Below are 13,731 nucleotides of genomic sequence, written 5' to 3'. Positions count from 1 at the left end.
ACCGCGCAGCGCCCCTGCCTGAGGGGCGCTGCGTCGGATCATCGACGCGGCCCGCCGCCGTCAGCCGAACGCGAGCAGGTGCCGATGCGGGAAGTTCGAGCGTCCCCAGTGCGAGACGTAGCCATGCGGCGGCGCGAGCACCACGCTGAACTGGCATTGCGGCCGCAAAGCCTGCAGCGCCCGATACTGGGCCTCGCTCAACTTCGCGTTGCGCAGGCGCAGGCCCCAGCACCGCTCCATCGTCGGCGACCGCATCAACCGCTCGTAGTCCTCGAACGGAGTCGAGCTCCAGTCCGCCGGCTGTTCTTCGATCGAAAGAAACGGCGCGAGCGAATCGGCGAAGTCGACGAAGCGCAGCGACGGCAAGCGCCGCGCCTGAGCCAGCCGGCCGATGAAGCCGCGCGTGCGGAAATCGCCGCCGGTGCGGACGAAACCGAGCTCGGGCAGGTCGAGGTCGAAGAATTCCGGCTCCGGCGCCTGCGGAAGCGTGAGCTTGCGCAAGGCCGGCATCAGCGCCAGCAAGGCCGGCAGCTGATCGTCCTCGACGACCGCTTGGTTGTGGTCGCCGGGATCCGATTCGGCGATCTGCAGGTCCGTCAGCCGGGCGAAGCGCGGCGCCGCCGCGATCAGCCCGGCGAAGTCCCAGGTCTTGAGGCCGTTGGCGCCTTCGTCGGGCCCGGCGATGCGCAACTGCGCGATGTGCGCGGCGACCTGCGGCTGCGCCAGCGCCGCCGACGCGATGGCCCAGCCGTCGTGGTCGTCGCCGTAGTAGTCGACCGCGAGCGCGCCGCCCAGATCCGCAGCGACGAGTCGGGCGCGATGGTCCGGATAGTCGAACTGCGCCGCAGCATCGTCCTCGCCGTCGTGATCCTGCGCCGCGCAGTCGTTGAGCGCTCGCTGTGCGGCTCGGATCGTTTCCAACGCCTGGGCCATCGTCGTCATTGCGGCGCGTTCCGTATCGACAGGGAGAAGCGCCGGATTCTAGCGTTTCCGCAAGCGCCGTCCCGGCCTGCTCAGTAATCCCAGATGATCGGCACCCAGCGGAACGCATCGCCGTCCGCCGCGACCCGGCCCAGCGACGGGAACGGCAGGTGCGCAGCCACCAGCAACCCGCCGGTCTGCACCAGTTCGCGGAACAGACCCAGGCGCACCCGCGCCGATTCTTCGGGGTCGTGTTCGAAACCGTTTTGCCAGTCGGGGTGATCGAAACCGACCGGGAACATCGCGTCGCCGGCGAACATCAGCCGTTCGCCGTTGGATTCGAGGTCGACCACGCTATGCCCCGGCGTGTGGCCGCCGGTAAGGCGCACGACCACGCCGGGCGCGACCTCGTGCCGGTCCTGGAAGATGCGCAGGTTGTCGCGGTACTGCTCGTAGAAGCTCTTGGCGGTCGAGCGCAGCACGCCCGGCACCGGCTTGGGCATGACCGTGTGCGAGAAATCCGGCGAGGTCCAGAACTCGACCTCGGCCGCGGCCACGTGGATGCGCACGTCCGCGCGCAGGCGCTGCTTAACCCCGTCGACCAGCAGGCCGCCGACGTGATCCATGTGCATGTGGGTGATGATCACGTCGGTGATCGACTCCAGCGCGATGCCGGCCGCCTGCAGGCGCTGCGGAAACTGGCCCGCGCGCGGGAAGCCCGCGAACTGGCCGCCCAGGCCCGCGTCGATCAGCAGGGTCTGCGCGCCGCTGCGCACCACCATCACGTTGAGCGGCCAGTCGAACGCGTCCGGCGGCATGAAGTTGCGTTGCAGCCAGTCGGCCAACTCGGCGGGATCGACGTTGGTGGCCATCGTTTTCGTCGGCAACGGCAGCACGCCGTCGCTGACCACCATCGCCTCGATGTCGCCGATTTTCAGCGCGTACCGGGACGGTACCAATTCGTTGTAAGGCTGCGCATCGGCAGGAACGGCGTTGTCTGCGGAAAACATGGCGAATTCTCCCAAGGCCGGCCCGCGACTCGCGGCGGACCGGCCAGGCACTCGAAGGAAAGACGCCGGACGCTTGCGCGGTGCCGGCACGGGGCACGGTTCCAGCCGTGCGTCCCGCAGACTAGACAGGCCGGACAGGCGGCAGTAGAGACGCGAACGGGCTCACAGCGGTTCCCGATATGCACCAACGCGCGCGGCGTCGCGCCGGCTGCCGGAGATTCCTGTAATAAAGGCCTTCCGGCTCGGGTTCCAGAAGCCGCGGGGCGGTATTGCTTGACAGGCCGATGGCTATGGCCGGACCCTTGCCGGCATGACTATCGATGTCGACAAGCTCAGCCTGCGGGAATTGACCGCTCTTTTGACCGCCGCCGAGCAGCGGAAAAAGTTGATATCCAGCCGTCGTCCGATCGCCGTAGTGCGTAGAAAGGCGGCCGCGCTCGCCGCCCAGTACGGTTATACGATCGAAGATCTGTTCGGCGAACAGCCGGCGGCCGAAAGTGCAGGCAAGAAGCGCAGCCCGAAGCGCAAGTCGGGCAAGGTGGCGCCGAAATACCGCGACCCCGACAACAAGCGCAATACCTGGTCGGGCCGCGGTCGGATGCCGCGGTGGCTGATGCAGAAGACCAAGCACGGCCGCAGCGCTACCGATTTCCTGATTCCGGGCCTGGCAAGGCCGACCGCGCGCAAGAACAGTGCGATAGGCAAACGCACGCTCGTCAAGAAGGTCTGACGCAGCACCCTGGTTGCGCGAAACAGGCCGGGCGAGCCAGCGCGCGAGGCTCGCTATTGCGCACGGGCGCGGGCCGCCAGCAGCACTTCCTCCAGAATCTGCGCACCGAACACTTGCGCTACGTGGCTCTGCCACTTCTCGCTGCGCAGGAACCGCGGATACGGCACGTCGTTGCCACCGAACGAGTCCGGGGTCCCGCTGTCCTTGGTAAACCGGATCCTGGTTGCGGCCAGCTCGATGCTGTAGTTCTCGTTTCCGGATCGCGCGTGCCAGCGATTCATTACCGCTCCAGTTTCGAACAGCGAGCGCAGCCGCGTCTGGAATCGGAACGAAGCGACGCAGGTTCGACCGCGGGCAGCGGCCGAGCGAGGACAACCGGAACTCCACGGCCCTGACGGCCCCACGTTGCCCGCGGCCATCCAGGGCTACCGCTGCCACGAGCGGGTATCATCGCCGCAGAACGCTCGCTGTCCGGCCCTTGAGTTCCCAACCGCGCGGAGAAACGACATGAGCCCCAAGCCCACCGGCCATCTGGACGGCAACGACTTGATCATCGTGCGCAGCTTCTCCGCATCCGTCGACGAGGTCTGGGCCAGCATAACGCAGTCCGAAAAAACCGCGCTCTGGTTCGGGCGCTGGGAAGGCGAGGCGGGACCCGGCAAGACGGTGCGGCTGCAGATGCTGCACGAGAAAGGCCAGCCGTGGTCGGACCTGAAGATCGAGGAATGCGCTGCGCCCCACCGTCTGGTCGTCACCATGAAGGATGATTACGGCGACTGGCGCATCGAGCTGACCCTGACCCAGGCCGGCTCCGGCACGCAGTTGCGCTTCGTGCAGGTCTTGAGCGATCGGGCGATGGCCGGCGAAGTCGGGCCGGGATGGGAGTACTACCTCGACATGCTGGTTGCCGCTCGCGAAGGCAAGCCGTTGCCGTCGTTCGACGATTACTATCCTGCGCAGAAAGCGCATTACTCGGCGGGCGCATAGCCGATCGCGCAGGCCCGGCCGCGCTCACGCCCGCGCGGGCTGCGGCGCGTGCTCGAAACAATCGATCAACAGTTCGGTCAGCACCCGCACCTTGCGCACCGGATGCGGTCCCGGCGGGCGAACGACGTAAACGCCCGCCTCGGCCGGCGGATGCCGCGTCATGATCGGAACGAGCGCGCCGGCGGCGATGTGCTCGTGGACGAGGCCGTCGGGCAGCATCGCGATGCCCAGTCCCGCCAGAGCCGCCGCAACCAGCGCCGAACCGTTGTCGGCCTTGAAGCGCCCGCGCGGATGCACGGCAACGATCCCGTCGCCGTCCACAAGCCGCCAGGCTTCGGTTCCCTGCATCAGGGCCTCGTGGGCGGCGAACTCCTCCAGCGTCTGCGGAGCGCCGTGCGCGCGGATGTAGTCGGGACTCGCCACGAGCACGCCGCGGATCGGCCCCACGCGCCGCGCGACCAGATTCGAGTCCGGCAGATGGCCCAGCCGGATCGCGCAATCGAATCCTTCCGCGATCAGATCGACGAAGCGGTCGCTGTATGCGGTGTGGATATGCAGGTTCGGATAGCGATGCGCCATTTGCGCCAGCACGCCGGCGAAGTGGGTGGGCCCGAACGAGAGCGGCGCGGAGATGCGCAGGCGGCCGCGCAGATCGCCGTGCGGCGAGATCGTTTCCCGCGCCAGCTCGATTTCCCGGCACGCCTTGGCGGCATGGTCGCGGAACGCCAGCCCCGCTTCGGTCAGCGCGGCGCCGCGCGTGGTCCGCGCCAGCAACTGGATCCCGAGTTCGGCTTCGAGCCGCGCCAGGCGACGGCTGACGATCGACTTGGACACGCCGAGCCTGCGCGCCGCGGGCGAGACGCCCCCGGCATCGGCGACTTCGACGAAGGTCTGCAGATCTTCGATATCCACGGCGGCGTTCCCGGAAGCGCGACACAGCCTGACACAAAGCGCGCCGGTCCGGCGTTCCCGATCGCGCGACACAGCTCGGCGCGAACCGGCGCTACCGGCGCCGCAACGGGGATGACAAGGTGATCGCAGCGACGGCGCTGCGCGGTGCGCGCGTCGCCGCCCGCTCCCCTTCCCTTCGTCAGCCAAGGATTTCCATGACCGTCCGTAACGGCCTCGCGTCGCTGCTGCGCCCCGAAGACTCCGTCCTCGTCCTGATCGATCATCAGCCGTATCAGCTCGCGAACCTCAACAGCCACGAACCGCAGATGGTGGTCAACAACGCCACCGCGTTGGCCAAGGTCGCCAAGGCGTTCGGCGTCCCGACCGTCCTGACCAGCGTGGTCGCCGATCGCGGCGGCCTGATCTTCCCGCAGATCACCGAGGTGTTTCCCGAGCAGGAGGTGATCGACCGCACCTTCATCAACACCTGGGAAGACCGCAAGGTCGTCGCTGCGGTCGAGGCGACGGGCCGCAAGCAACTCATCATCGCCGGACTGTGGACCGAGATCTGCGTCGCGATGCCGGCGATCCAGGCGCTCGGCGAAGGCTGGGACGTCACCGTCGTGACCGACGCCTCCGGCGCCGTGTCGGTCGAGGCGCACGAAGTCGCGATCCAGCGCATGATCGCGGCCGGCGCGAACATGATGACCTGGCTGGCCGTGGCTTCGGAATGGCAGCGCGACTGGGCGCGCAGCGAACACACCGCCGAACTGACCGAGGTGCTCAAGCAGCATGCGGCGGGCAGCGGCATCGCCTATCTGTGGGAGCAGCAGCTGCTCAATACGCCGGTCCCGCGCGGCGCCGCCTGACCCGAGCGCGCCGCAGAGCTGCGGGCGATGCGTGGCTCCGCGAGGGCGACGCATCGCCCCAGTCGCGCCGCTTTTCTTCTTTCATCGAGAGATCCCGATGTCGATAGACCGCTTCCCCGTGGGATTGGCGATGGACGTTTCTTACCCGACCTTCGACGTCGCCCTGACCTTGCTGTCCGCCACCCGGCTACGGTTCGAAATCGAGGAAGGACCCTACGCCCGAACCGAAACCGTCGATACGCACGTCGTTGCCTTGGGCAACGGCCTGTTCGCCGTCAGCTGGCAAGAACGCGACGGCGCGACGGTCACCAACGTCCAGGACTACGACCGTGGCGTCGTCCACTCGCATGCGACGCTGGCCGACGGCCGCTTCATGCGCATGTCCGGAACCTTCGCCGTGACGCATCCGGCCGACCGGCCCGTGGACGATCGCCCTCAGCGCAACAAAGCCTTGGTGCTCGACGCGATGACGGCCCTGTTCCAGCGTCGCGACGCTTCGGCCGTGGACCGGCTCTACGCGCCCGGCTACATCCAGCACAACCCCGAGATCCCGCAGGGCCGCGACGCGTTGCGCGCGCTCGTCGCCGGGCTGTCGCAAGACGTTCACTACGAGCCCGGCCTCATCGTGGCCGAAGGCGATCTCGTCGCGATCCACGGCCGCATCCGCGGATGGTCGGACGCACCGCAAGTCGTGGTCGACCTGTTTCGGATCGAGAACGGACAGCTGGCCGAGCACTGGGACGTGCTGCAGAACGAGACGCCGGCCGGCGCCGCCCTGGGCGGCAAGGCGATGTTCGATCCCGAAGAAGCGCGCTCGTACGGCCGCGAGCGCGCCGCGCCGGCGCAGACCGGACGCTGAGCCGCGCGGCCTGCGGCCTCGCCGCTAGGCCCTAGGCCGCCGGCGCGACCGCGACCTGCGCCGGCGCGAGCAGCGCCGACACCTCGCGCGGCAGGCGGTCGAGCCGGTTCTTGTCCCACACCGGCAGGCCGGGCAGATGCTCGGCCTGTTCCGCTGCGCCGGTGAGCAACGCGAACAGCGGCGCCGGCGCGGCGGCGGACACGAGGTCGCGGGCTTCCTCCCAGCTGAAGCCCGGAAGATTGAAATCGCACAGGACCAGATGCGGATCGTAGTCGCGCAGCGCGGCGACCAGCTCGCCGCGCGTGGCGACCCGCCGCCGCGTCCACGGCACCGTCAGTTCGCTCAATGCGAACTCGGCGAGTTCCACGTCTTCTTCGGCGTCGTCGACGAACAGCAGGCGCCAGGCCATCGGGGCGGTCTCAGTTGGCGTCCAGCGGCTCGTTGAGCACGGCCCAGAACCGGCCCAAGGTGCGCACCGCATCGAAGAACTGGTCGACGTCGACCGGCTTGACCACGTACGCGTTCACGCCGAGGTCCCAGCTGCGCACCAGGTCGGCCTCCTCGCGCGAGGACGACAGGATCACCACCGGCAACAAGCGCAGCTTTTCGTCCTTGCGCATCTCGGCCAGCACTTCCAGCCCGTCCAGGCGCGGCATCTTGATGTCGAGCAGCACCACCGACGGATCGCCGTCGCTGCGGCCGGCGAACGCGCCGCGACGGTACAGGTAATCCAGCGCTTCCACGCCGTCGTTGACGTGGACCACCGGGTTCAGCAGGTTGGCGTCGCGCAAGGCGTCGATGGCCATTTCGGCGTCGAACGGACTGTCTTCGGCCAGCAGGATGGTGCGCAGTTCGGTCATGAAGGCAGTCGTCCGTTGTGAGGTTGGTCGGAAGCGGGCAGAAGCAGGAAGAACGTCGCGCCCTCGCCGGGCCGGCCTTCGGCCCAGACGCGGCCGCCGTGGCGCGACGCGACGCGGCGCACCGTCGCCAGGCCGATGCCGGTGCCGGGGAATTCGGTGGCCGAGTGCAGCCGCTGGAACACGCCGAACAGCTTGCCGGCGTAGGCCATGTCGAAACCGGCGCCGTTGTCGCGCACGGTGAACAGATGATTGCCTTCGGCGTCGTAGGCGTGGCTCGCCTCGATCGTCGCCGGCTGGCGCTGCGCGCTGTACTTGACCGCGTTGCCGAGCAGGTTCAGCCAGACCTGACGCAGCATGTTCTCGTCGCCGACGACCACCGGCATGCGGCCGATATGCCACTCGACGATGCGCTCGGGCTGGTCGAGCTTGAGGTTGGCGTCGAGCATCGCGCGCGTTTCCTGGATCAGCGACTGCATGTCTACCGACTGCAGGCGCAGCGCGCTGCGGCCCAGGCGCGAGTAGACCAGCAGGTCGTCGATCAGATGCGACATGCGCTTGGCCGAGGTCGAGATCACCCCGAGGTAGTGCCGGCTCTTTTCGTCGGCGGCGTCGCCGAGATGGCGCTGCAGCTTGTCGGCGAAGCCGGCGGTGTGGCGCAGCGGCGCGCGCAGGTCGTGCGAGACCGAGTAGCTGAAGGCTTCCAGCTCGCGATTGACTTCCGACACCTGCTCGATCTTGCCTTCGAGCTGGCGGTTGAGTTCGTGGATGCGGTTCTCGCTGGCGCGACGGGTGCTGATGTCGGTCGCCGCGATCATCGCCGCGCGGCCCTGCTGCTCGCCCAGCGGCATCCGCCGCGCGTTGATCAGCATGGTGCGGCGCACGCCGTCGGCGGTGGTCTGCCCGCACTCGTAGTCCCACATCTCGCGTCCGCGCGACAGCACGTCGCCGAGCCGGCGCACGGTCTCCTCGTCGGTCCAGGCGTCGCCTTCCAGCTCGGCCAGCCTGCGGCCGTGCGCATCGGGCGGCAGCCCGTACAACTCCGCGAACGCGGGGTTGAACAGCACCAGACGGAAATCGGCGTCGATCACCGCGATCGGCTCGCGCACCGTATCGAGCACCAGCCCCGCGTACGCGCTGGCCTGCGCGGCGTCGCGCTCGGCGCCCACGCGCCGGCGCAACTGGCGCACGGCATAGACCGCCGCCGCGCCGAGCAGCAGCACCTGGGCGGCGACCGCGAGCCAGCGGGTCAGCTCGGTCAGCGAAGCGCGCTGCCGATATTGCTGCTGGCGTCGCGCGAGCAGGCCGCGTTCTTCGGCGATGACCTGGGCGATGAGATCGCCGACCGGGAACTGGCGCACCGCGGCGTCGACCTCGGCGCGCGTGGACGCCGCGCCCGCCCGCGTCAGCGCATCCATGTTGCCCAGGCGCAGACTCACCTGGTTCTGCAGTTCGCCGAGCCGGCGCTGCTGTTCCGGGTTGTCCTCGGTGAGGCGCTGCAGCGCGGTCATCGCGCTGCCGATCTGCCGGCGACTGGCGGCCAGGCGCTGGCGCAGGCGCGGCGTGTCGACGCCGGCGGCGAGCGACAGCGCGGCCGCTTCGGTGTCGCGCACATGCAGCGCGAGCGACTGCGCCTGCGCATCGACTTCCAGGGTGTGGCGGACCAGGTCCGACGAATGCTTGGCCGCCTCGCCGGCGCCGCGCAACACCAGCGCCGGAACAATCACGGTCAGCCCGACGACGAGCGCAAGAGCGCCCGCCTGCCAGGCCGCGACGGGGTGTCGTTGGGTGGCGCTCACGTGTCAGAGCTTCCGCCTGGAGCACGCTGCGCGCTGCATGCGTCCCTCCCCAGGGCATAGCTTTCAATGATGAAGTCAAGCCGGAGGTGTGGCAATAGCCCGGATTTGGCCGCACGAGCCCATGCGGCACGGCCGACGCCGCAGATCCGCGCAAGGCGCGGCTCCGCCGGCGGCCGGCAAGAGCGCGGCCTGTTCGAGGGTCGCGCTGCACGCGAGCCGAGCGGCTTGAGTTCCGCCTGCGAATACGGCAGCGCGCCGGGGCGGCGGCAGGACGGGCTTCTGCGTACGCCGGCTTGCGCAGGCACCCGTGCAGCGATTGTGTCCGCCGCTTGAGCGCGTCGATACGTGAATCAGTCAGCTTGGCGATGTGCGCGCATTCGCGGGAGCGCTGCGCGAAACCGCGATGCGAGCGCGGCGCGCCGGCCGCCGCCGACAGCGGTCGAACGGCTCGATGCGAAAAAAACGGCGCCCACCAGGGGGCGCCGCGCAGGAGCGGGTCGGCGGGCAGGCTCAGCGTCGCCCTGCCCGCGACTTTTCAGCGGCCGCTCACGGCAAGGCGTTCAACGTCGTCCGCACCGGCCGCGAGAAGTTGAAGCCATCGTGCTTGTCCCAATTGACCGACCAGGTCATGACGCCGCGGAAGGTCGGATAGGCCTGCTGCGGCCGGATGGCCCCGCAATTCTGCAGCCGCGTCAGGCAGTTCAGCGCATTGGCGATCGTCGCCTGCGACGCCTGTCCGCTGTTGGCCGAGGACGGCCCCGAAGGCAGGCCGAGCGCGACCTGGTCCGGCCGCAGGCCGTTGAAGACGACGCCGGTGTTGTTGTTGGTCCGGAACCCTTCGATCAGCATCAGGCTGGCGCCGACCAGCATGTCGACCGAACCCTCGGCCAGGCCGTTCTGGCTGTACGGCGTGTAGAGCGCGCCGTTGTTGTAGTACTGCACGTGGATCAGGTCGAGCTCCTGGCGCAGTCCGTCGATGATCGGCAGATACGCGCCCCAGATCCCGCTGTACGCGGTAAATCCGCCCTGCACATACGGATGCTCGGGCGCCATCGACAGGTAGAACGACGGGCCGATGCGCGTGTTGAGCTGCTTGATCGCCGTGACCAGGTTGGTCTGCACCGCCGCGCCGTGGTAGACGCCTGCGCCGCTTTCCAGGTCGATGTCGACGCCGTCGAACCCGTAGTAGCGGATCAGGTCCTCCATGCTGTTGACGAAGTTGGCGACCTGGGTGGCGTTGTTGAGCGTCACCGTGCCGTTCTGGCCGCCGAGCGACAGCACCACCTTCTTGCCGCGCGCGCGCGCCGCGGCCACGTCGGCCTTGAACTGCGCTTCGGTGCCGGCGCCCGGATCGACCGTGAAGCTGACGGCGCCGTTGCCCGCGTCGTCGCCGAACGCGACCACGATGACGTCGAAGTCGTTGGAGACCTGGCTGATCGGGAAGGTCGCGCCGGACGGATTGGTGAAGTTGTGCCAGTACCCGACCAGCGCATGCCGCGGCAAGGTGTTGTCGCCGCCGCCGGCACTGGTGGTCGCGCTGATCTGCGTGCCTTGCGCCGAAGCGTTGCCGGCGTTGTCGCGGGCGCGCACGCGGTAGTTGTACGCAGTGGACGCGGCCAGCCCTGTGTCGCTGAAGGACGTGCCGGAAGGCGAACCGACCAGCGTGCCGTTGCGGTACACGTCGTAACCCGCGACGCCGCTGCCGCCGGCGTTGTCGGTCGAAGCGTTCCAGCTCAGGTTGACGCTGGACGAGGTCACCGACGCCGCGGCCAATCCGGCCGGCACGCTCGGCGGCGTGGTGTCGGGCGTTCCGGCATTGACGGTGATGTTGGCCGCCGCGGAGGTCGTGGTGGCGCCCTCGTTGTCGGTCGCGACCGCGGTGATCGCGTAGCTGCCTGCGGCCGCATTGGCCCAGCTCGCGCTGTACGGAGCCGTGGTATCGACGCCGAGCGAGGTGCTGCCGCGGAAGAACTGCACCTGGGCGACGCTGCCGTTGGCGTCGGCCGCATTCGCGGTAACGGTGATGGTGGCGCCCGCGGTGAAGCTCGCGCCGTTCGCGGGCGCGGTCAACGCGACCGTCGGCGGCGTGTTGCCGCCCGCGCTGCACGCGCCAAGATCCTGGTAGTAGCCGCAGCTGGGGCAATGCGTGGGCGGCGTGTTCCAGATCGACATCGTCGCCTGGTACAGCCGCCCCTGATAGACGAGCTTGCTGCCCGCGTTATAGATGGTCGCCGCGTTCCATTCGGCGATGCCCGCGCAGCTGACGCTTTGCGCGTGCGCGGGCGACAGCCCGGCCGTCAGCAAAACGCCGGACAGCAAGATTCCTGCCACTCTGATGCTCATTAGATTCGTTCTCCGGATGCCTGGTGGATAGGGAAGGAGGCGGGCGCGCAAGCGCCGACCTTTTCAGGCCATGCACGGCAGACGTGCTGCGGTGCGGCTGTTCCCCCCAGAGAACAATGCGAACGGGTATGCGGTCAGTTGCTGATCCGCGCAGTGCGCTGCATGCATGTGCGGCGCTATCGGGCGTTGCCGACTTTGGTGGGCGGCGGCCTGCGTGTCAAGTTGCCTATTTCCGGTCAAGGCGGCGACTGTGAAATTCCCGGAAAATCCGCGCGCGCCGAGGGGGGACGAAGCCGAAGGCGCCTTACCGGGAGGCCGGAAATCCGGGCGCGTTCCCGATCCAGAGCCCCAGGCCGAGCCGCGAAAGCGCGGCGCCCCATTCTCCCTGCCGCGAAGCCGCGAAAGCGAAATCGCATCCGCCGAGCGACGCGAGCGTGCGCTTTGCCGTTCGGCTACCTTATGAGCCCTTTCCATGCCCCCTTCAGGCGCCGACGCATGCCGGAAACTTCGTTGATTGCTCCGAACAGGCGGCGGCTCGTCTTCTTCGTGTTGTCCGCCGCACTGTCGCTCGCAAGCTGCGCGAAAACGAACGCCCCGGCGAAAGACCTGGAGGCGGAGGTCGACGCGGCCGCCACTACATTGATCGGGCAACCCTTGCTCCATTCGGCATCGATCGGCGTCGTGTACCGGGGCAGGGAAATCGTCGTCCACCGCGGCGACATGCACGCCGGCAAGCCGAGCCCGCCGACCGACGCGACCCTCTACGAAATCGGATCGTTGAGCAAGACCATGGCCGGCGGCCTGGTGGCCAAGGCCGTGCTGGAGCGCAAGCTGAGTCTCGATGACGACGTCCGCAAGTATCTGGGCGAGCCCTATCCGAACCTGCAATACGACGGCGAGCCCATCCGCATCCGCCACCTGCTGTCGCACACCAGCGGCCTGCCCAGCATGTTGCCGGAGCGCGCGAACGCGGCGCTCGCGGACTTCACCGATCACGCTACGCCCGGAAAGCTCAACGCCATCTACGCGAACTACGGCAAGGCGGAGTTCCTGAAGGATCTGCACGATGTCGACATCCCGCGGATGCCCGGAAGGAAGTACGCCTATTCCAGCGCCGGAACGGAACTGACGGCGCATGTGCTCGAGACCGTGTATCAGACCGACTACGAGTCGCTGCTGCGCGATTTTCTGCGCGACTCGGCGGCGATGACGGACGTCGGGATCAGACTGCGCGATGCCGACGCGGGCAGGCTTGCGGTCGGCTATCACAGCGACAACCCAGCGGCGACCACGCCCATGCCGCAATTGCCGTGGGGCGCATCCGGGAATGTCAAAGCGACCGTCCCGGAAATGATGAAGTACCTGAAATTCCAGTTGGCCGGCGGCCCTGTCGCGACGGAATCGCATCGAACCCTGGTCCGATTCGATTCCGACTTCAGCATCGGCTACTTCTGGAACATCGTCGGCGGCGACCGCCTGAAGGGCGTCTACTACGCCCATCACGGCGGCGTGCCCCGGTCGCAGTGCTACATCTACATCGTGCCGAAATACGATCTGGGCCTGTTCGTCATCACCAACCAAAGCGGCGACCAGACCGCGAGCGCCATGGAAGCGGCGATCGACACGCTCGTGGAGAGAATCGCGGCGCGGGAGGACGTCGCCGGTCAGGCGGCGGGACGGTCGCGAACGCCTTGATCGAGACCGCTACTTCGCGCAGATGCGTCGTCGCGACGCTTCGATCCCTGCCCAGGGATCGCATCGCCGTTCTCTGTGCTTGAGCCGTTTTCGCCAGTTGCGGAAGGAATCGTCATCGGCCCGAGGTCCATCACTTCCTGGCGATAGCGCGACCGAAGCGACGCAGTCGTTCGGCAATGAACTCCGTGGAATCCTGCGAAGCGCGAGATCCGGAGCGCGAAATTCAACGTGTCCGCTTCGACCGCGACGATGCGTTTTTTAGCGTCCCAATCGCGCGTTCCGAACTCCCTGAATCGATGCCGTCCATCGAGTTAACTAGAAATTAACGCGATGCCCGACGGCGTCTTGCTGCGGCAATTGCCGGTGATACAACACGCCCACCCCACACCCACGCAGATCCAAGGAGGCAGGCCGAATCGGACCGATGCAGCGCAGGCCCAGCAACCACACTGCCCACTAGAAGGAACTTCCGACAATGCACACCAAAGCGCTCGTACTGTGCGTAGGTTTTCTGAGTGTCTTTACCGCTCATGCCGAAAGGGTGTACCACAAGGTCGATTCGCCCGGGCCGGTAAAATACTGTTGCTCCTCATGCATTCAACACAACTCCGACGGCTCGTGCACCAGTTACTCGCAATGCGAAACCGGAACCACCGGCCTGGGCCACTGCCCTTTGATCGTCAAAACGGGAAATCCGTTATCGCCTTCAAAGCAAGCCGATATCGGGACCAGAAATCTGGCCCCTGAGATCAAGCCCGAGCAAGCCCCCA

The 13,731-nt window shown here is 67.7% G+C and carries 13 protein-coding genes; 5 read left to right on the top strand and 8 right to left on the bottom strand.

Annotation, left to right across the window (positions count from 1 at the left end):
• Positions 1 to 60: 60 nt before the first annotated feature.
• Both JHW38_RS19060 and JHW38_RS19055 read right to left on the bottom strand, forming a co-directional pair.
• On the bottom strand, positions 61 to 942 hold the full coding sequence (locus tag JHW38_RS19060) for a hypothetical protein (protein WP_207522890.1): 882 nt from the start codon (positions 940 to 942) through the stop codon (positions 61 to 63).
• A 71-nt stretch (positions 943 to 1,013) separates the two neighbouring features.
• A complete protein-coding gene (locus JHW38_RS19055) occupies positions 1,014 to 1,931 on the bottom strand; it encodes an MBL fold metallo-hydrolase (protein WP_207522889.1) in 918 nt (305 codons plus the stop codon).
• Positions 1,932 to 2,241: 310 nt separating this feature from the next.
• Between JHW38_RS19055 and JHW38_RS19050 the strand changes: the two genes are divergently transcribed.
• Positions 2,242 to 2,661, top strand: a complete 420-nt coding sequence (locus JHW38_RS19050) for an H-NS family nucleoid-associated regulatory protein (RefSeq protein WP_207522888.1) — start codon at positions 2,242 to 2,244, stop codon at positions 2,659 to 2,661.
• Between the two features lie 53 nt (positions 2,662 to 2,714).
• Here the strand turns inward: JHW38_RS19050 and JHW38_RS19045 are convergent, their stop codons facing one another.
• A complete protein-coding gene (locus JHW38_RS19045; protein WP_207522887.1) occupies positions 2,715 to 2,942 on the bottom strand; it encodes a hypothetical protein in 228 nt (75 codons plus the stop codon).
• Positions 2,943 to 3,168: 226 nt separating this feature from the next.
• On the opposite strand from JHW38_RS19045, the gene JHW38_RS19040 reads away from it, so the two are divergent.
• Entirely contained in the window at positions 3,169 to 3,648 is a 480-nt protein-coding gene (locus tag JHW38_RS19040; protein WP_207522886.1) for an SRPBCC family protein, read from the top strand.
• Between the two features lie 24 nt (positions 3,649 to 3,672).
• Here the strand turns inward: JHW38_RS19040 and JHW38_RS19035 are convergent, their stop codons facing one another.
• Positions 3,673 to 4,560 carry a LysR family transcriptional regulator gene (locus JHW38_RS19035; protein WP_207522885.1) on the bottom strand — a complete coding sequence of 296 codons (888 nt, stop codon included), beginning with the start codon at positions 4,558 to 4,560 and terminating at the stop codon, positions 3,673 to 3,675.
• A gap of 194 nt (positions 4,561 to 4,754) precedes the next feature.
• Between JHW38_RS19035 and JHW38_RS19030 the strand changes: the two genes are divergently transcribed.
• Both JHW38_RS19030 and JHW38_RS25580 read left to right on the top strand, forming a co-directional pair.
• Positions 4,755 to 5,408, top strand: a complete 654-nt coding sequence (locus JHW38_RS19030; RefSeq protein ID WP_207522884.1) for a hydrolase — start codon at positions 4,755 to 4,757, stop codon at positions 5,406 to 5,408.
• 97 nt (positions 5,409 to 5,505) lie between these two features.
• On the top strand, positions 5,506 to 6,267 hold the full coding sequence (locus JHW38_RS25580; RefSeq protein WP_242690983.1) for a nuclear transport factor 2 family protein: 762 nt from the start codon (positions 5,506 to 5,508) through the stop codon (positions 6,265 to 6,267).
• A gap of 31 nt (positions 6,268 to 6,298) precedes the next feature.
• On the opposite strand, the gene JHW38_RS19020 is transcribed toward JHW38_RS25580, so the two are convergent.
• The 4 genes from JHW38_RS19020 to JHW38_RS19005 form a co-directional block, all read right to left on the bottom strand.
• On the bottom strand, positions 6,299 to 6,676 hold the full coding sequence (locus JHW38_RS19020; RefSeq protein ID WP_207522883.1) for a hypothetical protein: 378 nt from the start codon (positions 6,674 to 6,676) through the stop codon (positions 6,299 to 6,301).
• Positions 6,677 to 6,686: 10 nt separating this feature from the next.
• Positions 6,687 to 7,127: a response regulator gene (locus JHW38_RS19015; protein WP_207522882.1), complete on the bottom strand. Its 441-nt coding sequence runs from the start codon at positions 7,125 to 7,127 to the stop codon at positions 6,687 to 6,689.
• Positions 7,124 to 8,923, bottom strand: coding sequence for a sensor histidine kinase (locus tag JHW38_RS19010; protein ID WP_207522881.1), 1,800 nt, complete (start codon positions 8,921 to 8,923; stop codon positions 7,124 to 7,126). The genes JHW38_RS19015 and JHW38_RS19010 overlap by 4 nt, the downstream gene beginning before the upstream one ends.
• Before the next feature lie 546 nt (positions 8,924 to 9,469).
• Positions 9,470 to 11,254: an Ig-like domain-containing protein gene (locus JHW38_RS19005; protein ID WP_242690982.1), complete on the bottom strand. Its 1,785-nt coding sequence runs from the start codon at positions 11,252 to 11,254 to the stop codon at positions 9,470 to 9,472.
• A gap of 507 nt (positions 11,255 to 11,761) precedes the next feature.
• Between JHW38_RS19005 and JHW38_RS19000 the strand changes: the two genes are divergently transcribed.
• The gene (locus tag JHW38_RS19000) at positions 11,762 to 12,961 is read left to right on the top strand and encodes a serine hydrolase domain-containing protein (protein WP_207522879.1); all 1,200 of its coding nucleotides are present in this window, start codon (positions 11,762 to 11,764) and stop codon (positions 12,959 to 12,961) included.
• Positions 12,962 to 13,731: the final 770 nt, after the last annotated feature.

The organism is Lysobacter enzymogenes (assembly GCF_017355525.1).
GTDB lineage: Bacteria > Pseudomonadota > Gammaproteobacteria > Xanthomonadales > Xanthomonadaceae > Lysobacter > Lysobacter enzymogenes_C.
Note: the sequence above shows the minus strand (reverse complement) of the source record. Positions and strands in the feature narration are given on the sequence as shown.

Bases quoted from the DNA above. Each gene is read 5' to 3' on its own strand.
- JHW38_RS19060 (WP_207522890.1), bottom strand. From the start codon at position 942: ATGACGACGATGGCCCAGGCGTTGGAAACGATCCGAGCCGCACAGCGA.
- JHW38_RS19055 (WP_207522889.1), bottom strand. From the start codon at position 1,931: ATGTTTTCCGCAGACAACGCCGTTCCTGCCGATGCGCAGCCTTACAAC.
- JHW38_RS19050 (WP_207522888.1), top strand. From the start codon at position 2,242: ATGACTATCGATGTCGACAAGCTCAGCCTGCGGGAATTGACCGCTCTT.
- JHW38_RS19045 (WP_207522887.1), bottom strand. From the start codon at position 2,942: ATGAATCGCTGGCACGCGCGATCCGGAAACGAGAACTACAGCATCGAG.
- JHW38_RS19040 (WP_207522886.1), top strand. From the start codon at position 3,169: ATGAGCCCCAAGCCCACCGGCCATCTGGACGGCAACGACTTGATCATC.
- JHW38_RS19030 (WP_207522884.1), top strand. From the start codon at position 4,755: ATGACCGTCCGTAACGGCCTCGCGTCGCTGCTGCGCCCCGAAGACTCC.
- JHW38_RS25580 (WP_242690983.1), top strand. From the start codon at position 5,506: ATGTCGATAGACCGCTTCCCCGTGGGATTGGCGATGGACGTTTCTTAC.
- JHW38_RS19020 (WP_207522883.1), bottom strand. From the start codon at position 6,676: ATGGCCTGGCGCCTGCTGTTCGTCGACGACGCCGAAGAAGACGTGGAA.
- JHW38_RS19015 (WP_207522882.1), bottom strand. From the start codon at position 7,127: ATGACCGAACTGCGCACCATCCTGCTGGCCGAAGACAGTCCGTTCGAC.
- JHW38_RS19000 (WP_207522879.1), top strand. From the start codon at position 11,762: ATGCCGGAAACTTCGTTGATTGCTCCGAACAGGCGGCGGCTCGTCTTC.